At 30.7% G+C, this 24,384-nt stretch carries 16 protein-coding genes and 1 tRNA gene; 8 read left to right on the top strand and 9 right to left on the bottom strand.

The annotated features are described in order from the left end of the window. Positions 1-4 precede the first annotated feature (4 nt). The 3 genes from G9C87_RS19380 (at position 5) to G9C87_RS19370 (ending at position 1,695) form a co-directional block, all read left to right on the top strand. Complete coding sequence (locus tag G9C87_RS19380; RefSeq protein ID WP_172284250.1) at positions 5-229, top strand: signal peptidase; 225 nt, start codon at positions 5-7, stop codon at positions 227-229. A 61-nt stretch (positions 230-290) separates the two neighbouring features. Further along, entirely contained in the window at positions 291-1,577 is a 1,287-nt protein-coding gene (locus G9C87_RS19375) for a TlpA family protein disulfide reductase (protein ID WP_172284248.1), read from the top strand. Positions 1,578-1,621: 44 nt separating this feature from the next. Then, a tRNA-Met gene (locus G9C87_RS19370) sits at positions 1,622-1,695 on the top strand. Positions 1,696-2,009: 314 nt separating this feature from the next. Here the strand turns inward: G9C87_RS19370 and G9C87_RS19365 are convergent. The 9 genes from G9C87_RS19365 to G9C87_RS19325 all read right to left on the bottom strand — a co-directional run bounded on the left by G9C87_RS19365 (position 2,010) and on the right by G9C87_RS19325 (position 16,064). Further along, a complete protein-coding gene (locus G9C87_RS19365) occupies positions 2,010-3,308 on the bottom strand; it encodes an HlyD family secretion protein (protein WP_172284246.1) in 1,299 nt (432 codons plus the stop codon). Between the two features lie 71 nt (positions 3,309-3,379). After that, positions 3,380-3,583, bottom strand: coding sequence for a hypothetical protein (locus G9C87_RS19360; RefSeq protein ID WP_172284243.1), 204 nt, complete (start codon positions 3,581-3,583; stop codon positions 3,380-3,382). Positions 3,584-3,632: 49 nt separating this feature from the next. Then, on the bottom strand, positions 3,633-5,825 hold the full coding sequence (locus tag G9C87_RS19355; RefSeq protein WP_172284242.1) for a peptidase domain-containing ABC transporter: 2,193 nt from the start codon (positions 5,823-5,825) through the stop codon (positions 3,633-3,635). Between the two features lie 352 nt (positions 5,826-6,177). Then, positions 6,178-7,683 carry a vitamin K epoxide reductase family protein gene (locus tag G9C87_RS19350; RefSeq protein WP_172284239.1) on the bottom strand — a complete coding sequence of 502 codons (1,506 nt, stop codon included), beginning with the start codon at positions 7,681-7,683 and terminating at the stop codon, positions 6,178-6,180. A 187-nt stretch (positions 7,684-7,870) separates the two neighbouring features. Next, positions 7,871-9,118: an erythromycin esterase family protein gene (locus G9C87_RS19345; protein ID WP_172284237.1), complete on the bottom strand. Its 1,248-nt coding sequence runs from the start codon at positions 9,116-9,118 to the stop codon at positions 7,871-7,873. A 110-nt stretch (positions 9,119-9,228) separates the two neighbouring features. Then, positions 9,229-12,399, bottom strand: a complete 3,171-nt coding sequence (locus tag G9C87_RS19340; protein WP_172284235.1) for a lantibiotic dehydratase — start codon at positions 12,397-12,399, stop codon at positions 9,229-9,231. 4 nt (positions 12,400-12,403) lie between these two features. Further along, on the bottom strand, positions 12,404-13,597 hold the full coding sequence (locus tag G9C87_RS19335; protein ID WP_172284233.1) for a lanthionine synthetase C family protein: 1,194 nt from the start codon (positions 13,595-13,597) through the stop codon (positions 12,404-12,406). A gap of 222 nt (positions 13,598-13,819) precedes the next feature. Continuing rightward, on the bottom strand, positions 13,820-14,035 hold the full coding sequence (locus G9C87_RS19330; RefSeq protein ID WP_172284231.1) for a class I lanthipeptide: 216 nt from the start codon (positions 14,033-14,035) through the stop codon (positions 13,820-13,822). Between the two features lie 277 nt (positions 14,036-14,312). After that, positions 14,313-16,064, bottom strand: a complete 1,752-nt coding sequence (locus G9C87_RS19325; RefSeq protein WP_172284229.1) for a helix-turn-helix domain-containing protein — start codon at positions 16,062-16,064, stop codon at positions 14,313-14,315. A gap of 194 nt (positions 16,065-16,258) precedes the next feature. Here G9C87_RS19325 and G9C87_RS19320 point away from each other — a divergent pair, with 194 nt between their 5' ends. From G9C87_RS19320 to G9C87_RS19300, 5 genes are all read left to right on the top strand, one after another. Further along, positions 16,259-16,441 (top strand): hypothetical protein, encoded by a 183-nt coding sequence (locus G9C87_RS19320; protein WP_172284227.1) that lies wholly within the window; start codon positions 16,259-16,261, stop codon positions 16,439-16,441. Positions 16,442-16,455: 14 nt separating this feature from the next. Then, positions 16,456-18,648, top strand: coding sequence for a prolyl oligopeptidase family serine peptidase (locus G9C87_RS19315; protein WP_172284225.1), 2,193 nt, complete (start codon positions 16,456-16,458; stop codon positions 18,646-18,648). Next, a complete protein-coding gene (locus G9C87_RS19310; protein WP_172284223.1) occupies positions 18,649-20,832 on the top strand; it encodes a lantibiotic dehydratase family protein in 2,184 nt (727 codons plus the stop codon). After that, the gene (locus G9C87_RS19305) at positions 20,833-21,678 is read left to right on the top strand and encodes a thiopeptide-type bacteriocin biosynthesis protein (RefSeq protein ID WP_172284221.1); all 846 of its coding nucleotides are present in this window, start codon (positions 20,833-20,835) and stop codon (positions 21,676-21,678) included. A 172-nt stretch (positions 21,679-21,850) separates the two neighbouring features. Next, the gene (locus G9C87_RS19300) at positions 21,851-24,082 is read left to right on the top strand and encodes a CocE/NonD family hydrolase (RefSeq protein ID WP_172284219.1); all 2,232 of its coding nucleotides are present in this window, start codon (positions 21,851-21,853) and stop codon (positions 24,080-24,082) included. Positions 24,083-24,384: the final 302 nt, after the last annotated feature.

The following is a 24,384-nucleotide window of genomic DNA, read 5'->3' as shown; positions in this document are numbered from 1 at the left end:
ATATATGAAAGCTTTAAATAAACTATTATATAGTCTTTTTATTTTTGTTTTTTGTGTATTGAATGCACAAGGAACGGGCCCTGGAGGACAACCTCCTGAGCCAGGTGGACCTCCTACTGGCCCCGGTGGAGATTCAGTGCCAATTGATATGTATATTTATTTACTATCAATAGTCGCAGTAGCATTTATTGTATTTTTTACAAGAAAATATAAGGGTCAAAAAATATAAAAATTTAATTAAAATATTGAAAACTCTCTGATTAATCAGAGAGTTTTTTTATTTTTACATTATGAAAAAGATATTTGTATTATCAGCAGTTTTATCTGCTTTTTCTTTACAGGCACAATTCACAATTACCGTTCAGGCACCGGCTGATTTTAAAGATCAAGATGCAATTCTATATACATTAAATGGTTCCAAAGATGTTATTTTTACAAAAGAGCAGAGTAAGAATAATGTATGGACTTTTAAATATCCGCAGAACTATGTTGGTATGATGAAAATGTATTTTCCTACTACCAATAATACATTCAATTTCATATCAGAAAATAAGAATGTAAACATTAAATTAGATACTCAGGGTAATAAGATTAAAGATGTTATTTACCAGGATGAGTCGAATAGTTTAATGAGTAAACAACAAGAAGGTTCTCAGAAAAAAGAGCTTATATTACCGGCATTAGCACAGATTAAAGAATACTATAAAGATAATACAGATTTTGGAAAAGCTCTGAAAGTAGAAATATCAAGATTATCAGGAGGCCTTGGAGAAGTGAACTCCACGGACCATCCGTTTATTTATTACTATAATACAAACTATAGTAAATTTTTAATTAATGACCCTAATAAAAAGGTATCACAGGAAGAAATAATCAATTTTATTGATAAGTCTAATGATATGCTTGAGACATCATCATTGTTGAGACCTGTATTGGTATCTTATCTTAATTCTGGTGGAAACAGCAATGTTGGAGCTTCTGTAGATAAATTACTTGATCGGTTAAAGGTGGAAACACCACGGGGTCAAACGGTATTATCCGAATTGATTGACATTTTTGATGTGTATGAAATGGCTGATTTAAAGAAAAAATATCTTGATCAGGCTAAAGATCTCAAATGTACGATTACAGACAGGTTAGCATCAACGCTTAAGGCAAATGCCAATGTACAGATTGGTGCAACTTTTCCTAATTATAAATTCCAGGCTCCGGTTAATACAAATGCCAAGTCTATTTATGATGTAAAAGCAGATAAGAAAATCATTGTTTTCTGGTCTTCCACATGCTCTCATTGTGAAACTGAATTGCCAAAACTTTTGGAGAAATATAATGATTTAAAAGCGAAGAATGTTCAGGTAATTGGGCTTTCTTTGGATGTAGATAAAGACTCTTACAATAAAAGAATTACCGCGTTTCCTTGGATTAATGATTCCGAGCTAAGAGGATGGAATAGTAGTTATAGTGAAACTTATAATATTCATGCAACTCCGACTTATTTTATTTTAGATGCTAACAATAAGATAATCAATAAACCAGACCATGTTGCCGATGTTTTGGAGTTTTTTAAGCTAAAATAATTTTGGAGGTTTAGAAATATTTTATATATTTGCACCACCAAAAAGGCGAGGTAGCTCAGTTGGTTAGAGCGCAGGATTCATAACCCTGAGGTCACGGGTTCAATTCCCGTCTTCGCTACTATAGAAAGGAAAAGTAAATTATTACTTTTCCTTTTTTGTTTTAAAAGATGATACCCATTAATATTTATTCTCATTCTTGGTTCCGAATCTCCGTAGTTTTCTTAGAATAAATCTCAATTAAGCCGTATAAAAAGAATTTTGTAAGCGTTTATATATAAAATGTTTTTATGAACTAGTTATGGCTAAATAACACAATTGACGTGCATATGATTATGTGATAAACATTACTATTGATATGTGATTACTATTGTAAGATTATATAAAAACCCACAACTATTAGTTGTGGGTTTTATATATTGTGATTTGGCTCTATTAGCTTTGATATCCCAATAGTTTTCTGATTTGATAGAAAAATCTTTCAATGAGTCTTAGATCCTGAGTAACAATATCAGCATTACCTCTAAGCTCTTTATCAAATGTGAGATTTCTGTTATATGATGTTTTTAAGCCTTTAGGAAGTAGAACATCTACGTAGTAATTTCCCTTTTCATCGGCAGAGAGAGAGATATTCTGTACTTTACCTTCTACAATACCATACTCCTGAAACCTGTAATTATCCAGTTTGATCAAAACCTTTTCTCCGGGAGCAATTTTTCCAGAGTTAGTAGGAGGGACATACATTCTTCCAACTAAATTCTCTTTATTCCGAGGTAATATAGATAAGATCGCATCCCCTGTTTTTACAAATTGGTTTTCTCCAAAGAATTGCTGAAAGCTGGCAATACCATCTGTAGAAGAAATAACAAGGAAGTTCTGCTCCCACTGTTTCATCGATTTTCTTAATTGCTCAAACAATTGCAGGCATTGTGAAGAGTAATTAATTTTATCCTTTTCCGTATTGATAGCAGTCCCGCTTTTAGTTTTGTTAAGGTTGGATATTGCTTCTTCCATTTGAGATAAAGAAATGGTAATATTTTCCAGATTTTGTTGAGCCTGGATGTATTTTATTTTTTCCCCTTCAAGTTCTACGGAAGCGATGACTCCCTGGTTAAAAAGTTCCTGTGATCTTTGATAGCTTTTTTTTGTAAGCTCATATTTAGCTTGTTCAAGTTTCTTTTGTTGTTTTGTCGTGGCAATCCTTACCCTGTATTCAGAAATACTTTGGTTAGCAGCAAGATTTTCAGGAGCGTAGGGCTGAAGTCTTGTAAATAATTCCTGATCCTGAAATGCTTTTGCAAAATTGTTATAATCTCCCTGAAGCTCTCCTAATTTATAATGAGACGTTTCATTTATAGGAAAGGAAGCTAAGTGAGTAGGAGAAAGAGAGTCGATGATTTTTTTCAGAGCAAGAACATCTTTATAATTGGCAGCAGACTGCATAACCATAAGGACATCATTTTTCTTAACCTCCTGATGGTCCTTGATAAAAATTTTTTCAATTTTAGAATTTGTTCTGGCCTCTAATTTTTCAGGTGGGTTTTGGGAAGTAACCACAATAGGAGCTGACACAAACTCAGGATATTTTATTATATAACTCATAATTAAAATGAGGATAAGGATAATAAATATGATGGTGTTTCCCCAGCGTATCATCCAATGGGGCGGTCTTGTAAGAATATCCTGAACACTTTCCGAACGAAGCTCTATATTATCTAAAATTTCTTTTTCCATATTAAAATAAACAATTGAAAATAAAAATCCTCAAATAGAGGATTTTGCTTTAATCTCTATAATGCTAAAAATTATAGGGGTAAATTATAATCACATTTGGGATCATTTCCCATTTCAACACCTGGAATTACTCCTCCCGGGCAATATCTGTTGCATGCATTCCACACTTTATCATTTCCTATAATGCAAAAACAATTGCATGGGTATGCAGGAATTGGGCCTGCACCATTTACTTCTTTTAAAACTTGTCTTTTGATTTTTTTTAAATTGTTCATAATTAATATTTTATGGGATTAGTATAGTGAAGTTAATAAAAAACACAGATTAATTTCCTAATTCAAGCTGATTTTTTACGAGTCTGTAATATTCCCCCTTCAGAGAAACAAGCTCAGTATGGCTTCCTTCTTCCACTACCTTTCCTTTATCTAAAACAATAATCTTATCTGCATGCTTTACGGTGGAGAGTCTATGAGCAATGACAATGGCTGTTTTACCTTTGAAAAACTGTTCAAGATTTTCCATAATTACTTTTTCATTGTTTGCATCCAATGCGGAAGTTGCTTCATCAAAGAAAATGTATTCCGGGGATTTATAAACTGCCCTTGCGATGAAGAGCCTTTGCTTTTGTCCACCACTTACGCCCACACCTTCATTTCCTATTTTGGTATTATAGCTTAGTGGAAGTTCTTCAATAAACTCTTTTATATTCGCTATTTCTACTGCTTTCCGTAGCTTCTTTTTATCAATATGATCTTCACCTATCGCGATATTATTAGCAATGGTATCATTGAAGATATAGCCTTCTTGCATAACAACACCACAATGATCCCTCCAGAATCTGGGTGAAACATTTGTTAGTTTTGTGTTACCAATTTTAATATCTCCCTGATTGGGTTCATAAAATTTCATTAACAGTTTGAGCAAAGTTGTTTTACCGCTTCCACTGGCTCCCACAATTGCTGTTGTTTTTTGATATGGAATACTCAGATTAAGATTTTCAAACACATAAGAATCCGAGCCTATATATCTGAATGAAAGATTTTCTATGTCAATATCCTTTTGAGGAAGGTCTGAAACATATTGTTCATCTTTATTCTCTTCGTCCTCTTTATCATGTATTTCTCCTAGTCTTTCAAGGGAAATTTTAGCATCCTGGGTTTGTTTGATAAAATCAATGAGCTGTAAAAGAGGACTGTTAAGCTGGCCTATGATATACTGTACAGAAAGCATCATCCCTAACGTGAGGTTTCCATCTAAAACCAGTTTAGCGGAAAGAAAGCTTACCAGAATATCCTTCATCTGATTAATAAAGTTACCTCCTACAGATTGCCATTGTTCTAAAGAAAGAGATTTGATCCTGATTTTAAACAGCTTAACCTGAAGAAATTCCCAATCCCAACGTTTCTGTTTCTCTGCATTATGCATTTTTATCTCCTGCATTCCATTGATCAGTTCGATAACTTTACTTTGTTCCTGAGAAACCTGGGAAAATCTTTTATAATCCAGCTCTTTTCTTTTGCCTAAAAAGAATGTGATCCATCCGATATATAAGATAGCTCCCACGAGGTAAACAATAAACAGTCTGTAATCATAAAGAAGTAATACTATACTGAAGATAATTAGGTTAACAAGTGAAAATAACGTGTTAAGTGATGAATTGGTCAGAAGCTGCTCAATTCGATGATGGTCATTAATTCTCTGCATAATATCTCCTGTCATTCTTGTATCAAAGAAACTGATAGGGAGTTTCATAAGTTTGATAAAGAAATCCGAAATAATAGAGATGTTGATTCTTGCAGAAAGGTGAAGTAAAATCCAGCTTCGAATAACTTCAATTCCCATCCTTCCTATAAAAAGCATGATTTGTGCAAGTAAGACCAGGTAAATAAAATGCAGATCCTGGTTTTGTATTCCCACATCTACGATACTCTGAGTAAGAAAAGGGAATAAAAGGGATAATAAACTTCCTGCCAATAATCCTACAGCAAGCTGAATAACCAAAGACTTATATTTAAATAAATATTTAGAAAGAAAGGAAAAACTAGCCTTACTTTCCTGATCATCAAATTCTGTTTGAAAGAAAGCTGGAGTTGTTTCCAGGATAAGAACAATTCCTTCCTCTGTATTTTCAGTGGCATTTTCACCAATCCATAATTTGATAAACTCGTCTTTATTGTAGGTGATGAGTCCATAACTTGGATCAGAAATATATACTTTATTATTTTTATCAACTTTATAGACTACGACGAAGTGATTCTTATTCCAATGTACTATACATGGAAAAGGAACTTCTTCAACAAAAGTATTAAAGTCCACCTGAACTCCTAATGAACGGAATCCTAAATCCTCAGCAGCATCACTCAGCCCTAATAAACTACTTCCTTCACGTGTAGTTTCAGAAAGGCTGCGGATTTGTTGTAACGATATACTTTTACCATAATGTTTGCTGACTATTCTAAGACATGTAGGACCACAGTCTTTAGCGTCAGGTTGCCTGTAAAAAGGAAATTTCTTCAAAATTCAAAATCATTTAAAAATGCCGTCATATTTTGACGACATTTTTTATTAATATTTTTTATACTAATTGTCATTATTTCTAGTAATTGCCGTCCATCAGTAAACATCTTTTGGACATTATTACCCTGCAAATTTCTGAAGGACAATAATCAGAATATAACACAAGTCTTCCGTTGGATAATGGTCTGCTGATTAAAGATTCTATTTGAATGCTTTTAGGATTCTGATGTGAAAAAAGTGGTATGTTTTTCATGCTATTAGTTTTCGATCAGTGTAAGCACTGTGATGACTTGTATAATGATGGTTATTTTTTTCCTAAATTAGTGAAATTTGTTAAATTATTGTAATTATTTTAAATTTCATCATCCTCAATTAATTCATCAATGAAATAATGAATATCCTCACGATCATATTTGTCAGGAAACTGAAATCCGTTAATAATTAAAATAGGAGTAAAGCTTAATCCCGCATTTAGATTTTCTTTTGACATCTCGTTTAATGAATTAAGATCCTCTAATTGGCCATTAGTACCTGCCAGATCTCTGATTTGTTTTTCATCTTTATTTTCAAACCAGGTTTCTACTATTTTTAAAAACTCACTTTCATGCTTGTTCTTATAGATACTCATAAAATCTGATAGGAGGCCTGTTGCTTTTTCGTTGGATTTTTCTGCAAAATAATTGAATCTTATCTGGGCAGAAATTTCATTCGGATATTTTTTTAAAAGACTTTCTAAAATTTCATGTGCACCCTTGCAAAAACCACAATAAGGATTTGAAACCACTAAAATATGGATTTTTGCATCTTTATTTCCCAGTGAAAAAGTTTCGTTATCACTGAAAGTAATTTTTTCCTTATCTAAAAGCTCTCTTTTAAACAGATCATAATTTCTTTTAAATCTTAAATTTTTTGCATTCGACTTTTGAAGAGATTCCTTATCTGTAAGCAAAGTATTGAAATAAGAAACCGCAAAAAAAGTAATTCCCCATAATAATATGCTTAAAATGGCAATATTTGCATTGAAATAAGAGTTTTCAAAAAAGAATAATGTTAAAATAAGTTGTGCTACAAGAACTGAAATGATTAATAGGCAAACTCTACAAAAAGTTTTTTCTACAAAAGCCTGAACATATAGTGAATAACCAATGGCAATAAGGGAAACAATGGTAAAGCCCTTTATTACATAACTTGTTGCAGGCAAAAATAATCCCAATACTGTAATTCCAACAAAATAGATTAAAGAGAAATCAGAAAATTTCAATCCCAGAATACTTGTTTTATCTTCATTAATAATTTTATTACAAGAATTCTTAATCTGATTTGCTGATGTATCACCACAAATGCTACCAATTACTGCTGATGTATTCCCAAATTTTTGATTAAAAATTTCCAGTGAAATATAGACTCCCACTAATGATAAGAAATTAAAGAGGATTTCAAACCATGAAAAATTCAGAATGGAATATAAAAGGATTACGGCAAGAATTGCATATATAAAAGGTTTGTAATTTGATATTTTTTGTTCTGCATTTTCTGTTTTCTCAAATAACAAAACAAAATTGGTCGCATTTTTGTGAAGTTCATCTTTATTTAATGTCTTTGATTTATCAGAATAAACGGAATATTGAGTTCCCGTTTTCTTAACCAAAGAGAAAGAATTATCTACAATTGCAATAAATTCTTCAGGAAGTTCATCCCAATATTCTTTATCCAATTCATAAGCATCATTTCTTACACCCAAAAAGTTGAGCGTATCACTAAAAGCAAGTGCTGAAGGATAATTGGGATGCGAATTAAACTGGAAAATGAACTCCTGCTTATCAAGTTTTAAGTAGTTGATTAGTTTATCTAAGGTCATGTTAATTTTTTTATCTAAAATACAAAGATGTTTTAATAAAACAAATATTTCTTCCTTTATAGGTGACTTAAGACTGATTTTTAAATTTCGTTGCTTGTTATGTGTTAATAGAGATTTAGTAAATTATTGTTAATCATTTATATATGCTAAAATTGAGATTTGCTGAATTTTTGCAAGGTGACATATTTTAAAGGGTATGTACAGCTGCGGATGTGTTTTTGATAAAAATAATGCCATCAAAGAAGTCACTAATATTAACGTCTTTAGTATAGGAGTCTTCCCTTTCAGGACCATAACCAATAAACTTCATTTTCAGCAGCTTCTTCAGATTAGAGTTTTGATGTAAATCGATGAAGAACATAGTGTCTTTGTTTTGGGAGAAATAATATTCCCATGATTTCTCTACCATAGGGTTAAGGGTATAGGATTTAAAACTATTGTTTTTTGTGTCAATTCTATCAAGTGTTGCACTATACGTTCCCTTAGCGGTTAAAGTTCCCAATGCATAATATTTATCACTGTAATGTTGCTTTAGGTATCCTCCCATAGCTAGATCTGTAACATTATAAGGAAATTGAAAAGAAATGTGCGCAGAATGTGCCCATATGATGACTTTCTTTTTTTCTTCCTGAATTTTTGAAATCATATTTGCCATTAATTCATCTCTTGATTTTTCCTCTGTCTTCTTCTTTGCTGCATAAAAAGTTGAAAAAGCGTAGGTACAATTGGCAAGGGCTAATTCTAATGAAGACTTAGAGGATTTCATTGTATTTTGCTTTGTAAATGCATCAATTTTTTGTGTAAGTTCATATCCTTCATTCCCATTTTCTATGAGAGTATTCATATCAATCTTAAAATTTTTGTCATTTTGTTTATTCCAGATAGAATCCTGGATATTTCCAATTTCTTTTAGCCTTAAAAGATCCTTATTTATATCTTCATTATTTGATCCAAGTTGTTGCTGCAGAATTTTAATTGCATTAGATACATAATTAAAATCAGCTCCATACAAAGTAATTTTATCTGAATGTTTTTGATTGTAAAGTCTAATCCATGTAAGGAAATTTTTAACTTCGTCTGTTTGCCATATGGATAAAAGATTATTCTGCATCACAGTAGACAAAGGAACTTCAGAATTTAATTCCTGATTAAGGAAATAAGTATCGCCGAATGCATTTTCAAAAATTATTGTTTTATAACCTTTATTGACAAGTTCCTTTATTAATGCTATTCTAACATCATTAAATTCTTTAGTGCCATGTGTTCCTTCCCCTAAGCCAATAATACTTTTTGTATCAAAGGCATTTATTACTTGTTTCAGGTTTTTCCCTGTTTCCATATTTATAGAAGTATGTTTGTATTCCTGTGATTTTATAGTGGAATTATTAATCCATATAAATAGGAGGATATAAACCACTTTAAGTCTACTTAGCATAATATTTTTGTTTATTTCCATTTCAAAAGTATTTGTATAAATAAAGATAATTTCATCATTCATTCTTCTAAGCTGTATTACCAGAAGAGACGTAATTCCCTTTAAAAACCTTATTTTGCTAAAATCTCAACCGGCTTTTTTACTTTATTCTGATTGATCTTTTGATTATAATATCTTTTAAGGATATGGTATAATGAAAACTCGTATAGTCTTTGTTTATTAGTAAAAAGCCTATTGACACTCATATGTATAATACTTTCTACTAATTTATCATGAGAAAGCTGATGCAGGATTATTTCTTCTCTTATTAAGCTAAAGTAATGATCTATAATTTGAAACAATATTTCTCCTTCTTCTATATCTTCTACTTTCTTTTCATCTATAAGATTCTTATAATAGATTCTCTTTTGATTATAATCCTTATCTAGCTGGACGATTGTTTCCCTGCTGAACGAAAATTCGTTAGTAAAGTAATCACAAACATTGCTTGTATATTGACAAGCGTCTTCCAAAGAAATATTAAATGCTTCTATATATTTGTGTACAATATAAATTCCCGCTTTCCATTTAATCTCTTCAGGATTTTGATAATTATGAGTGATTACTGTTAACAATTCTGTCAACATCATGCTGTCGTGAAAGAATATACTTTCAACAGGCTCGATAGTTTTCGCCCCATACCTTTCTAATTCTCTTTTATAAGTATTTTGAGAAATATCTATGATTCGTTTATCTTCATATAAGGTATTGAATACTTTATTTAAAGCTAAATGAGCTATTGTTGATTGTTTATTGCTGAAAACCCTTAATCTTATATGATAGTCTGGATCGTTATATCTAATAAAAAACCACTTGTCAATACTTTTGTTCTCTACTAATACATCAAGTTCTTCCTTTAGATCAGTTAAAACTTTATCAGATTGATTAGATCCCATATAGATATTATAATATGTCCAATCACTTCCAATTATATAATTTCTTTGAGTACTGAATTCTTTTTCAGAACAATAAATATCATTAGAACTTATCTTAGCCGGAATTTGTTTTTTGAAAAAGTAAAGCATTTCGTTATGATACTCATTTCCGTCAGTATCTTTGATCGCTTTATATTCTTCCAATATAGACTCCTGGATATTAATTACGGAATGTTTTTTAGCTTCTTCAATAAATATTTTCAAAGATGTAGCATGATGTGAATTAATCATCATTTCATTATCAAACATACTGATACTAAAGAAGGCTGGAATTCCTTTTTCTTTTGTATACTTTTCCCATGTTTCCAACAATTCGTGATCTGAAGAAGTATTTTCCAGGGCCTCAATAACTGACTTTGGTATTTTCCAGGATGCTTTTCTTAAAATGATGTTTTTATAATTTATTCTTGGGATTCTTTCGAAGAAGTCGGGTAAAAAACCTAAATCCAATGCATAGCTTCCAGTCCCCTGAAGTTCCTGAAGTTCGGCTAAAAAGGTGAAAATTGGTAATCCTTTTGCTTTGTAATTTAAAGCACAACTTAAATAAGGTAAGACTTCTTTTTTCTTTTGTTTTGACCTTAATATAAATTCATCATTAACAAGTTTTATTTCCAAATCTGAAATTGGGATCTGATATTCTTGATCTACACTTGAATTTACTAAATAAGGTATTTCATATTTTCTTGAATTTGCCCTGTGCATAACATTTCCTAATCGATCCTGAGGAAGGTGGTTGAGCTCAGCAACAATTTTATCATGATGAATTTTTTCCTCGGCGTCCACAATGTCATGATAAAGATCTTTGATTTGATCATCTATTGTTGAAAATCTTCCAATAAGGAAGTTGGCTGTAGGTCCCCCAGCGTATTTTAAGAATATTTTTTTATTGTTTTCCTCATTGCTAACAAGAGATGTTGATACACAAAACGTTGCATTAAGTGATTTTTCATCTTTAGGAAATTTTTTAAGTTCAGATTCTGTGATCTCTATATCGCTGGAATGATTAGATAAGCCAGCTAGTATTTTGTCTTTCCAAAAATCGTGTAAACTATTGTCCCATGTAATTTTTGTTAGAGGTGATCTATTTCTAGCTGTGTATTGGAAATCATCAACCAAATAATTTTTATGGGTACCACTTTTGTCTCCATATCCAATACCATATTCCATATCAACAGCATCTGCTACAGGGACCCATTGGTTTTCATATCTCTTAGCAAAACTCTTTTTAAAGGCTTTTAGTTCAGAATTTTCTCTGCCTTTTAAACTGAGTCTGGTTAAAGCGTCCATTGCCTCGTATATAATCTTAATGTTTTCAGAATCAAAAGATGAGTTATTAGGCTCTTTTATTAAATCAGCTTGTAATAATTTACTTTTTGTAAAATATAAATTCCCAATACTTCTTATAGATTGGTATAGCTCTTCCAGTTCTTGGGTGTGATTTTCAAAATTTTGATTATCTAAGGTAGCTACCTTATTCAAAATATCTTCTATTTTTTTCTTTAGCTTCTGAATTTCAGTATTTTTTCCTTGACATTCACTATCAATTCTCATTAACGTGGAAATAATAATATTTTCATGGCTTTCCCCAGTCGTAGAAGGTTTTAATTCAGACATGAAGATTTGAGCGTTAATTAATTCTTTTATAAAGGATGATCTTTCTTCATAGGAATAGTCTTTAATTAAATCAAAATCGATCATCTCATGAATGTAGCGTCCTTCTCTGGAAAACTTTAAAAGCTCCTCGATAATTTCAGAATACTCTACAGATGATAAATCATAACTTTTCCCTCCCTGTTCTAAGCTAACCTCTACATATCTGTATTTATTACCAAGTTTGTATAATGAGTTATTGGGCTTATATTTTAAATATGGAAAAACATATTCCTGCTTTTCAACATAGTCAGATAATTGATATAAGAATTCCATATCAAATTTAACTTTGACATGATTATAATCTGAGTTTGCATTGGGAATGCATAGCTGGGTATTTTGTTGATGAGATTCTTCAACTACAGAAATTCCCGAAAAGGTACCGAAAGGGGTAGATCTGGTAGACATTCTTGATAAATATTTCAATACTGACTTTTCCAGTTTTTCTTTCTTTTTAGAATCTGCAATTTTATTGTTCAGGTAAAGATTTATTTGTTCTGATAACTCTGGCGAAGCATAATGAATTGCTATTCTAATTTGATCATTTTGTCTTATGACTTCCCAGATATCCGTAGTAGGCTCAAAAATTTTTTTAAAAAATGATAATGGCAATGCCGGAGTCCTGATGATGGCTTTATTAAAATGTGTATAAATCATATCCTTAGTTTAATAATAAAATATTATCCCAATCTGAATCTAGATTACTGTTTTCTCGCATTAATAGCATAATTGCTATTCCAATTTTTCCATTGAGTAATGATATAGTACTTGTATATTCATTTTCTCCAACATAAGTTCTGTAACTATGAGACTTTTCGTCTACTGAGTAAAAATCGAGAGTAGTTTCAAACCATTTTTGAGATGATTCCTTTAATTTTTCATTCGAGGTAATTTTATACAATTTTTCGTAGATGTACGAAACACCTGCAGTACCGTGGCAGATCATGGCATCTTTAACAACGAATCGTTCATGGTCTCTCTTCAATGCATTAATTGCAACTTGCTCTGCTATAGAATAGAGATAGGAGTCTTCCAGAAAGACAGCACTTTTTAATAATCCCAATGCAATAATATTGTCTCCATAACACCATCCTAATGGAGCGTTATATGTACTTTCCCTGTTTGTATAGATAATACTTGGAAATTGACAAGAGTTTTCTTTTTTATAAAATTCCAATATCTTATCTGAAATGGCCTTAATTATGGATCTTACATCATGAGATATCTGGTTTGAATATTTTATAAGGAGACATAAGTTTGAAATGAGTCCATGAGCCATTCCCAAATTATATTTAGCTGTATAATCTCCTGATTCATCAAAGAATTCCAAACTATTATCTTTTTTTATTTGCTCTTCTACAATGAAAATATATTTTGAAAAAAAACTATCAATTTTTTCTTGTAATAAGACATTTTCACTTGCCCTCTCTAACAGGCAAAGTGATATTCCCAATCCGCCATGTAAGAAATCAAACTTTTTATTGTGAAGGCAGACATCAATTTCCTGCAATAAAATGGTGTCAAAATCTTTTAAAACGACTTCAAATTCTTCTGAAATTATTTTTTTCTTTTTTAAAAGATTCAGGGCATATCCTATTCCTGCCAAACCATTGCAAAATGAATTGCCACCAGAATAATTATCTTCATTGATATCTTGAAAAATTTGGGTAATTACATCTCCAATTTTATCAATGTATTGAGAATCTTGGGTGTTCTCATATAATAAATAATATAAAATCAATACACCGGCTCTACCATTGAATAGAGAGTTATCATTAGTATTAAATACATTCTCTGTTATATCTTGTTCCAGCTCGTGTATAATATTGCTGATATTTATATGTTTTGTTTTCATAGTTAATTATGATAAAGTGGTGAGTAATAGTTTTATTAATAAGAGAGCAACAAACAGCATATTTGAACTTAATTAGAGTAATTCGGTGTTGTGACGTATTGAGTTGTTAAAAATCAGTATAACAGATATAATCTATGAGCGATTAATATTATTATATTAAGGAATTAACCCCGTATACACGGGGCTAGTTCCAAAATATAATCTTTTATAATTTTATTAATCTTAACCTTGAGGCTCTAATCCTTCTTCTTGATCTTTTGGTCCTAGAGGTTTTGTTGTAGAAGAATCCATTGTAGAAGTACACCATCCACAAGTGAACCCAGCACATGTGCTACCTCCAAAATTTCCTCCTTTTACATTTGACATTCCCTCTGCACTTAGTTGAGCGATTTTTTCCTTGTTTAAGCTTAATTTGCCTAATGATACTTGTTTTTTCATTGTTTTAATTTTGATTTTTAATAATAATTTATTCTGTCATATAATCCCTGACATCCGGGAGTGTTTGCTATTAGCGTAATATTCTTGTCTTTGTGCGCACAATTAAAAAATATTATTTGTTAATCAATTTTTGTTTTTGATTACAGAGCAAACTTACAGAACATTACATCTCAAAAAAAAGGAATAGGATGTGTATTTATAAATGTATAGGCATTGATTTATAAATATATTTTATTTAAGTGTCTGTTAATTAGGCTTTTGTTAAGGATTTTGAAGTTTAATTCTGATTATGGGATTTTTCTACCTCTTTAATGTAAATGGAAAGTGTAGTTCCTGTTTTTTTCTTAAAAGCAATGGAAAATGCTTGTTCATTATTGTATCCCAACTCCTCTGAAATGACAGAAAGCTTGTAAGATCTAAACTTTTTATCATGAACTAATCTTGTTAACGCATAATTAATACGAAGATCATTAAGGTATGATGCGAAATTTTTTTCCTTATATGTATTAATAACATCCGATAAATAGGCAGAATTTGTTTTTAAAGTTTTTGCCAGACTACTAAGTGTAATTCCCTTTTTCAAAAATTGTTGCTTGGTCTCGAAATTTTCTAATCCCTTTAAAATAAACTGTACAACATCTTCAGGAATTGATTTAGATTTAGATTCAATTTGATTAAATGGTATCTTTTTATCAGAGATCTCAGTAATTACGACATTAGGCTCTGGTTCTGTAAACGCATTATTCTTTTCTTCTATGGAATGAATTAATTTCTGAGCAATTTCTCTATGCCGTTTTTCCGAGTTTTTAGATTTTTTATAAAGATATAAGAGGACTAAAAGACCAATAAATAATATACTTATTGAGATGTAGAGAATTTTTTTTCTGTTTTGTAGGTCATTAATTATATTCTCTTTTTCTTTTAATAATTGAGGAGTATCATATCTTCTAGGTAATTCTCGCGAAATATATTTAAATTGCGAATCTAATAATTTATCAACCTTTAAGAATCGCTCGATATAGTAAAGTTGTTTTTCTTTATTATTTTTTTCTTTATAATAATCAATCAAGTAAGTATATATATCACGAAGTTCAGGAAAAGTATTGTTGCTTTTTTGTTCTATAGAGTCAATTGCAATAAAGTTTTCTGCTGCTTTATCCTTATTTTTCAATCCATCATAGGCTTTTCCCAGATTTAATAATGTATAGCTTATATTTAGATCATTTTCATTTTTGGCAAAAAATTCTTTACATTTTAATAACTTTTCAATGGCAATATCATATTTGTTTAATTTCAAATTATAAAAACCATCTAAAAATAAATATTGGTTATATTTGTAACTATTCTTATTTTTTAGTGCTGCTTGAACACCTTCTTGTATTAATGTTTTAGCAGAATCCATTTTATTAATCTCAATATAGGTGTCAGCTAAATTATAATGGATTCTACCCTGCTCAGCTTCATTGAAGTAATTTCCATGATACAGGTAGAATCTTAAAATTTTTGCAGCTTCTGCATGTTTTCCAATATAATTATTTAGGTAAGCAACGCTAATATTTGCAATAGCTATCTGCCTTTCATTATTTTTTTCTTTCGCATATTTTAGACCTAGCATATAATTTTCAAATGCTAGTTTTAAGTTATCGTGTCTTAAGTAAAGATTACCACGTAATAAGTAAATTCGTGCAGGATATATTTTTTGATCAAGATTTTTTTTATAGATCGATATGCTATCTATATATTTTAGAGCATTTTGAAGGTCTAAATTAAAATGCCTCAGAACATAGCCTTCAGTTATTTCAGTAGTATTTTTCTCGTTTTTTGCTTTTTGCAAATAATATTTTGAAATTACATTAGCATTACTAATTTTATCGTTACCCACATAATCATAGAATTTTTCTTTTAATTGGGAATATGAATATATTTTTAATGTATCATTTATCTTACCTTTTGAAGGTGAAAGGTTAAATACTAATATGAATAATAATAAATATGCTGATCTCATTGTTCCACAAATAACTGGATGCAAAATTATAATTTTTTTAATAAATTATATCGACAAATAATGAGTTATTCTGTTTGTGTTTAAATGTTTGTTTATCAGTTGTTTATTTGTGTTTTTATTAAGTTAGATTTATAAATTTATATGTATTTATAGATGTGCAATTAAAAAAAATTACTTTATTTGCAACTCTTAATTATAGAACTTAAATTTTAAAAAAAATGGAAAAAAAGAAAAAATTATCTTTGGAAAAAATTCAGATGGTGAAAATTAACAATTTGAGCAAAATTGTTGGTGGAGGATCTAAGAACACTGTAATAGGATTTGAAAATACGGAAGAAGGAGGATGCCATGATCCGAATAATACAAGCAAGCCAGTTGAGACAATACATGCAACTGCCTAATAATTTAATAAAGAATGAAGTTTAGAATATTTTTGGTTATTTCTATTTTAAGTAATTTTTTATATTCACAAACACCATTAGCCCCATCAATCCCTGTTACAGACAGTTATTTTGGGGCTAAAATCGTAGATGAATATAGAAATTTAGAAAATTTAACTGATCCTGACACAAAAAGATGGATTAATATCCAAAATGACTATACAGATCTTATCCTAGATAAAATCCCAAGGAATAATTATTATCTGAATAAAAGACTTGAGCTTGAAAAAAGACAAGGCTATTTTATTTCAGAACTGAAAATTATAGAAAATAATAAATATTTCTACTTAAAAAGAAATGGTGATGAAAAAATAGCTAAACTTTATTGTAGAAATGGGTATGATGGCAAAGAGGAGCTATTATATGATCCAATTAATTTTATATCCTCATCAAAAAGCAGTGGGAAGGATAACGAATTTAAAATCAATCTAATAAGTCCGAGCTGGGATGGTAGCAGAGTAGCAATTTCATTATCAGAAAAGGGTAAGGAGATATCCGAAATAATAATACTGGAAGTAAAAGATAGAACGATCCACCCGGAAATTATTACTCATGCAAATCCATCATCCATTGCAGGTGTTAAATGGCTGGATGATAATTCAGGCTTTTTTTATGTATACTATCCTGTAATTGATCCTAAATCTCAATTATTCGCAAAAAATACTCAGGTAGTCTTACACAAACTAGGAGAAGATCCTAATCATAGAAGAGATGTGTTTTCTAAAAAAAATAATTCTGAATTAAATATAGCAGCAGAAAAGTATCCCGGAATTTTAGCATTTAATCCGGATGATCAATATTATATTGGAATGGTAGTAGATGCGGAAGACTATAGGGATACATTTATTATTAATAAAGACGATTTTTTCAAAAATAAAAAGAACTGGAAAAGCCTGTATAAAAAAGATGATAAAGTTTTTTATGTAAGATTGGCGGGGAATGATATTTATTTTCTTTCAGGTTATAATTCTTCCAATTTTAAACTGTGTAAAACAAGTGTACGAAATCCAAATTTTAAAAATCCTGAAGTTTTAGTTCCGGAATATAAAGATGAGGTATTTAAAAGTTATGTAATTACAAAAGATGGAATTTATTATACCACAACAAAAAATGGAGTAGAAGCTAAATTATACCTTTATAGAAAAGGTCAACAAAAACTTATAAAGCTTCCCTATGTAAGTGGAAATATAAATCTACAGGCGAAAGGCCAAAAATTTTCAGATATATGGATTAACTGTTCAGGATGGGCAAATGATGAACAACGGTATAAGTATGAGTTGAAAGATGATAAATTTATACTGGAAAATTTAGTTCCGATCATAGATTATCCTGAATTTAAGGATATTGTAGTAGAGGAAATTACAGTGAAATCTTATGATGGTGAAGATATTCCTTTATCTATTATTTATAATAAAACTTTAAAGAGAGATGGTAAGTCTCCAATGCTTATTTATGGTTATGGAGCTTATGGTGAATCTTATCGCCCTTTTTTTGCAAGAAGTTATTTAATTTGGGCTAATCAAGGAGGTATAATGGCTATAGCACATGTCAGAGGAGGAGGAGAAAAAGGTGAAAAGTGGCACCTCGATGGACGGAAAATTAAAAAACCAAATTCCTGGAAAGATTTGATATCATGTACAGAATATATGATCAATCAAAAATATACTTCTCCTGATAAAATAGCTGTTTGGGGACAAAGTGGAGGTGGTATTTTAATGGGAAGGGCAATTACAGAAAGACCGGATTTATTTAAAGCTGCTATTATTGAGGTTGGATCTCTGAATACTTTAAGGGGTAAACTGAATGGTATAGGAGGTACGGATGCTGATGAATTTGGAAATATAGATGATCCGGAAGGTTTTAAAAGTCTTTTAGAGATGGATTCATATCATCATATTAAAAAGAATGTTGAGTACCCTGCCACTTTATTAATTACCGGAATGAATGATACAAGGGTTGCGCCTTGGCAATCAGTTAAGTTTGCTGCAAAACTAAGTGCATATAAAAAGCCTAATAATCCTACATTACTGAAGGTTAGTATGGATTCTGGACACGGTGTAGAAGATCCGGCATATAAAATTCATGAAAGAAATTCGTTAATTTATGCTTTCGCTTTTTGGCAGCTAGGTCATCCAGACTATCAACCTGTAGAAGATACAAAAAAATAAATGCCACAATTTCCCTATTCATTTTTTGACCAATATGTGGTCCGCATACCTCACTATTCAAATAAAGAATTTCTAGAAAAGTCAGATAAGAAGTTCTTTAATAATGAAGATTTGATGGAAATTTGTAAACGACCTTCTTTTCAGGAATCTATTTATCTGGCATCTCCAAATCTTTACGAAGAAATTATTCAATGGCTGGATTCAGGAAAAAAGCTTGCGCCTAAAAAACAAGATAAACTGAAAAGCACTATAATAAAATATTATGGTCGTATGAGTACACGATGTACGCCATTCGGGTTGTTTTCAGGTATAGGATTGGGCGAATTTAAACATACTGTTAAAAAACATGATGGAGGAAGGAAAATTCGTCAAACTAATTTGGATATGCTTTTTTTGGTTGCATTAGCTGATTATTTAGTTAACGTGCCAGAAATTAAAAGTAAGCTTTTATTCTTTCCTAACAACAGTATTCATATAATTGGAAATAAAATTCGCTTTATTGAATACGAGTTTCGTAATGGAAAAAGAGATTATATAATATCATCGGCCCCACTTTCTGACGAACTTAAGAAAGTATTATATTACGTAAAGGAAGGACGAACAATTATTGAAATTGCAGAAATACTAATTGAAGAGGATATAACCATAACAGAGGCTATCGGTTTTGTTGAAGAACTTATTGAAAACCAGGTTTTAATAAGTGAAATAGATCCTAATGTTTCCGGGAATGATTTTTTAGATGAACTAATTTCTGTACTTGATAAAATTGGGGCAAAAGTTGAAATTGGGGTTTTGACATCTATTAAAGATAAGTTGAGTGGCTTAGATGATTGTTTTGGAAATCACATTGGCGTTTATAGTGAGATTGAAAACCTGATCAAAAGTTTTGGAATAGAATACGAAAACAAATATCTTTTTCAGACTGATATGTATTTTTCAGATCAATTTGCATTGCCGGTCTTTTGGAAAAAAGAACTTAAAGAAACAATCAGTTTTCTAAATAAGATCTCTTTGAAAAATAATGATACTAATTTTGATAGGTTTAAAAAAGCATTTTATAATAGATTTGAAAGTGAGGAGATTCCATTATTATATGCTCTGGATACAGAAATTGGTATAGGGTATTTGCAAAATGCCAGTGCCAAAGGAGTGCATCCTTATTTAGATGATCTGGTAATTCCTGAAGAAAAAAGGAAGTCAGAGTTGAATGCCAAGTTCAACCCTGTTCAGGTTATTTTAAACAAAAAAGTTCAGGAAAGCATCCTAACAAATAGTTATGCGATTAAGCTTTCCGACCAAGATTTCGAGGGCTTTGATGAAAATTGGGGAGATTTACCAGACACTATCTCCTTCATGGCTGAAATAATAGTTGCTGAAGATCAGGAAAAATTATACATATCCAGTAGTGGAGGTGCGAGTGCAGCTAACTTGCTGGGCAGGTTTTGTTCAGAAAAATCGGATATAAAAAATTTAACGAAAGCAATTGCTGAAAAAGAATCAGAATTAAATAAGAATGTTATTCATGCAGAGATTATTCATTTGCCAGAAGCAAGGATAGGAAATGTGATTAGAAGACCATCTTTACGAGAATATGAAATTCCTTATCTGGCACAATCCACTTTACCTATAGAGAATCAGATTTTTATTGATGATTTATATATTTCTTTTAAGAATAATAGGATTGTCTTGCGTTCTAAAAAATTAAATAAAGAAGTTATGCCTTATCTGAGCAATGCACATAATTATTCTGCTCATTCTTTACCTGTTTATCATTTTTTATCCGATCTTAATGCCCAGGATCGTAGAGTTGGTATATATTTCAATTGGGGGGATTTAAAAAAAATCTATTATTTCCTTCCAAGAGTAGAGTACAAGAATAGCATTCTCTCTAAGGCCCAATGGCGTATTACGGATGAGCATATAATTGACGTGAGCCAGTTAATTAGTGATGAAGAATTGTTTTTACAGAGCTTAAAAGAGTGGAGAGAAATTCGAAAAATTCCTAACTGGATACGGTGGGTTAAGTCAGACAATACTTTGACTTTAAACCTGGATAATTACGAAATGGCCAAGCTTTTTGTACAAACAATAAAAAGCAAAAAATCAATATTCATTGAGGAGTTTTTATATGATGCTGATGATTTTAGTCATCAGTTTATATTTCCTCTTTATAGGAATCAATAGATGGAAACTGAAACTATAAGAAAATTTACTCCTGGTAATGAATGGATATACTTTAAAATCTATACCGGAATAAAAACAGCAGATTATATTTTAGATGAAGCAATCAAGCCTTTAGCTGATTATCTTCTACAAAGCAATATCATTTCAAAATGGTTTTTTATCAGATATCATGATCCTCAATCACATATACGGGTTAGATTTAAATTAAATAGTGCTGGAGGCTATGATGAAATTTTAAAAAAAATAAACAAAAGTCTAGAGGATTATACGGTGAGTGGAGAAATCTCTAATATTCTCATTGATACTTATAGTAGGGAGATTGAAAGGTACGGTGAACATACTATTGAAGACGCAGAAACCTTATTCTCTTTCAATAGTAGTTTAGTTTTGGATTGTTTATATATGGATGATGAAGAGAAAATTTTATTAAGTCTTTTTCATATTGATAAAACATTGGATATGCTTCATCTTTCTGTTGAGGAAAAACTTAGTTGGCTTAAAGACTATAATTATGCATTTAAGAAAGAATTTAATTCTGATAAAAGCCTCAATAGCCAGCTGGATAAAAAATACAGAGAAATTAAGCCTAGATTAATTGACTACTTTCTTTCAGATAATTATAGAACAATAAGAAATAGGATTGTTTATAGTATTACTAACAGTAGCCAAGTATTTGACAATATTAATCAATCCGTAGAGTTTAAGGGGCAAAGTTTTTTTCAAAGTATATTCCATATGAACATTAATAGACTTTTTGCTTCCGATCAAAGAATATTTGAAATGATTATATATGATTATTTACACAGATATTATAAAAGTATTCTTTTTACAAATAGACCAAATTAGTAATCTTTGTTGATTACGGTCGAATGTTAGCTAAAGCGTTTTGAAAGCCAGGTGTTTAGATTGATCTTTTGAAAGATTAATCTTCGGGTTATGAATTATTCTTATTTTTGTGATAAGAGGCTTTACTAATTTATTTCTATCAAAGATCACAAATATTATAAATATTATTAAAATGAAAATAAAACTGGTAATTATCGTATTGTTCTTTATCAATACCATGTCAGCACAAAAAATATACTTTTCAGCAAAGGCTGCAAATGATTCCTTAATTCTCGAAAAAAATATTTCAGATTTTGCTGCCAAGTCAGTTGGGAAATATGAAAAATCTAAAGGATTAGATTCTTTGGAAAAGCAACTGAAATTGGAAATTTTAGCAGGTCGTTTTAAAAACGCCGTTACAACTATTGGGAAATACAGAAATGTTTTTGCAAACAGTAAATATGCCTGTACCAGATTTGTTAACTATGAAATATATGCTTTAGCTAAAGATATTGAAAAAAATGAAAGAACGGTTTTTCCAAAAGCACTGGAAAAAGCTTTTAATATTAAATATGCTGAGCTTCCTGAAAAATATTCATTCCGGGTGGCTGAAATCTTTAGTGAAGATATTCCATTACAGAGAACAAAATTGAAAAAAGGCTTGATGGCACTGAAGAATGATAGTATTGCGAATGCGGCAGCATTGGGGCTTGCTATGAGTTACCTGGATCTAAAGGTTTCTTCTCAAATTCAATCTAAAGTGACAGACCTTTTAATTTTAAAAGATAAAGAAAGATATACGATTGAGTCATTTAATTTAAAAACAAGCGGTGGGGGCAATGTTGAAATAACAATTATGCGTAGGAAAGGGAATGAAAAACCTTTGCCGGTTATTCTTACCAATAATATCTATGCCGGAAAATATGATTATGCTGTTGGAAAAAGAGCTGTAGCATACGATTATGTCGGAGTGGTTGTAAATACGCGTGGGAAGAGAAATAGTCCGGATGAAATAGAGCCTTTCGAGCATGAATCGCATGATCTTTATGATGTAGTCGACTGGATCAGTAAACAGCCGTGGTGTAACGGAAAAGTTGGGATGATTGGTGGTAGTTACTTAGGCTTCAGTCAGTGGGGAGCCGTGAAAAAACTACATCCAGCGCTAAAAACAATTGTACCTCAGGTTTCCGTAGGAATTGGAATTGATTATCCGATGACTAATAATGTATTTATGAGCTATATGCTGCAATGGATAGCATATGTCACTAACAACAAATTAACAGATGAATCTGATTTCCGGAATTTTGCAAAATGGGATTCTATTAATACAGCTTGGTATAAAAGCGGAAAGTCCTTTAGAGCTCTTAATTCTGTAAAAGGTATAAGAGATAAAATTTTTCAAAGATGGCTGGACCATCCAAGCTACGATAAATTTTGGAAAGATATGGTCCCTTACAAAGAAGATTTTTCAAAAATTAATATTCCTGTTCTTACCACAACGGGGTTTTATGATGACGATCAGCTTGGAGCGATGTACTATTTCCGGGAACATCTTAAATATAATAAAAATGCCAATCACTATGTTGTAATGGGGCCTTACGATCATGGAGGAGCTCAAAGTTATGGTGTAAATATATTAAGAGGATATAAAGTAGATCCTGTGGCCAGAATCAATATAAGCGATCTCGCTTTCTCTTGGTTTGATTATATTCTGAAAGACGGGATGAAACCTGAACTTTTAAAAGACAAGATAAATATTCAAATAATGGACACTAATGAGTGGCTCCATGTACCTGCCTTAGAAAAATCGCATAATAGTAAACTAAAGCTTTATTTCACAAAAAAAGAAAATGAACAATTGGTTTTGACTAAAGATAAACCTGGTGTATTGAATTCAACAAAACAAACAGTTGATTTTAAAAATAGAGACGATAAAGATGTATATTTTAAAGTAGGAAAAAGTGATAGTATAAAGATAAATAATTCTCTTGTTTATCAGACAGAGGTATTGGATAAAGATCTTATTATTAGTGGTGCATTTAATGCACAGATAAAAGCGGCTCTGAATAAAAAAGATATGGATATTACAATATCCTTAATCCAGATAAAGCCAGATAATAAAATATTCTTTTTATCCGACTTTCTTGGAAGGGCCAGCTACGCTGAAAACAGAGAAAAAAGACGTCTTCTTGAGCCTGGAAAAATTGAAACCATTCCGGTCGTAAATTCGATGTTTGTTAGTAAAAAAATACCTAAAGGAAGTAAATTGGTTGTAATTTTAGGAGTAAACAAGAATTCAGCATATCAGGTCAATTATGGTACTGGAAAGGATGTAAGTGAAGAAACAATTGATGATGCTACAGAACCATTGAATATTGAATGGTATAATGATAGTTATATAGAAATTCCAACTATCGAAAAGTAGAGTTATTTATATAAAAGTGATAAATTTTAAATTTTGTTTTATTGCTTTATTTAGTGAATTTTTTAATTATAATTCAATAATCTACATTTTTTTTTATTTAAAAGTAAAATTTACTACAGGAAAAATATATTTGGTGTAAACTCAAATAAACTTAAAAAATCATAAAGTTTTCATAAAGTTTTACAAATAAATAAAAATGTTTTTGTTTTTATAAATATTGTTGTACTTTTACATCGCCTTGAATGAGGGAACAAGTCAAGGTAATAAATTTTTTTTCATCATTTGTGTTTTTAGAATCGTAT

This window comes from Chryseobacterium sp. LAM-KRS1, assembly GCF_013184525.1.
GTDB classification, from domain to species: domain Bacteria; phylum Bacteroidota; class Bacteroidia; order Flavobacteriales; family Weeksellaceae; genus Chryseobacterium; species Chryseobacterium proteolyticum.
This window is presented reverse-complemented; position numbering and strand designations above follow the sequence as displayed.

Coding starts and splice junctions, on each gene's coding strand:
- G9C87_RS19380 (WP_172284250.1), top strand. CDS start 5: ATGAAAGCTTTAAATAAACTATTATATAGTCTTTTTATTTTTGTTTTT.
- G9C87_RS19375 (WP_172284248.1), top strand. CDS start 291: ATGAAAAAGATATTTGTATTATCAGCAGTTTTATCTGCTTTTTCTTTA.
- G9C87_RS19365 (WP_172284246.1), bottom strand. CDS start 3,308: ATGGAAAAAGAAATTTTAGATAATATAGAGCTTCGTTCGGAAAGTGTT.
- G9C87_RS19360 (WP_172284243.1), bottom strand. CDS start 3,583: ATGAACAATTTAAAAAAAATCAAAAGACAAGTTTTAAAAGAAGTAAAT.
- G9C87_RS19350 (WP_172284239.1), bottom strand. CDS start 7,683: ATGACCTTAGATAAACTAATCAACTACTTAAAACTTGATAAGCAGGAG.
- G9C87_RS19345 (WP_172284237.1), bottom strand. CDS start 9,118: ATGCTAAGTAGACTTAAAGTGGTTTATATCCTCCTATTTATATGGATT.
- G9C87_RS19340 (WP_172284235.1), bottom strand. CDS start 12,399: ATGATTTATACACATTTTAATAAAGCCATCATCAGGACTCCGGCATTG.
- G9C87_RS19335 (WP_172284233.1), bottom strand. CDS start 13,597: ATGAAAACAAAACATATAAATATCAGCAATATTATACACGAGCTGGAA.
- G9C87_RS19330 (WP_172284231.1), bottom strand. CDS start 14,035: ATGAAAAAACAAGTATCATTAGGCAAATTAAGCTTAAACAAGGAAAAA.
- G9C87_RS19320 (WP_172284227.1), top strand. CDS start 16,259: ATGGAAAAAAAGAAAAAATTATCTTTGGAAAAAATTCAGATGGTGAAA.
- G9C87_RS19315 (WP_172284225.1), top strand. CDS start 16,456: ATGAAGTTTAGAATATTTTTGGTTATTTCTATTTTAAGTAATTTTTTA.
- G9C87_RS19310 (WP_172284223.1), top strand. CDS start 18,649: ATGCCACAATTTCCCTATTCATTTTTTGACCAATATGTGGTCCGCATA.
- G9C87_RS19305 (WP_172284221.1), top strand. CDS start 20,833: ATGGAAACTGAAACTATAAGAAAATTTACTCCTGGTAATGAATGGATA.
- G9C87_RS19300 (WP_172284219.1), top strand. CDS start 21,851: ATGAAAATAAAACTGGTAATTATCGTATTGTTCTTTATCAATACCATG.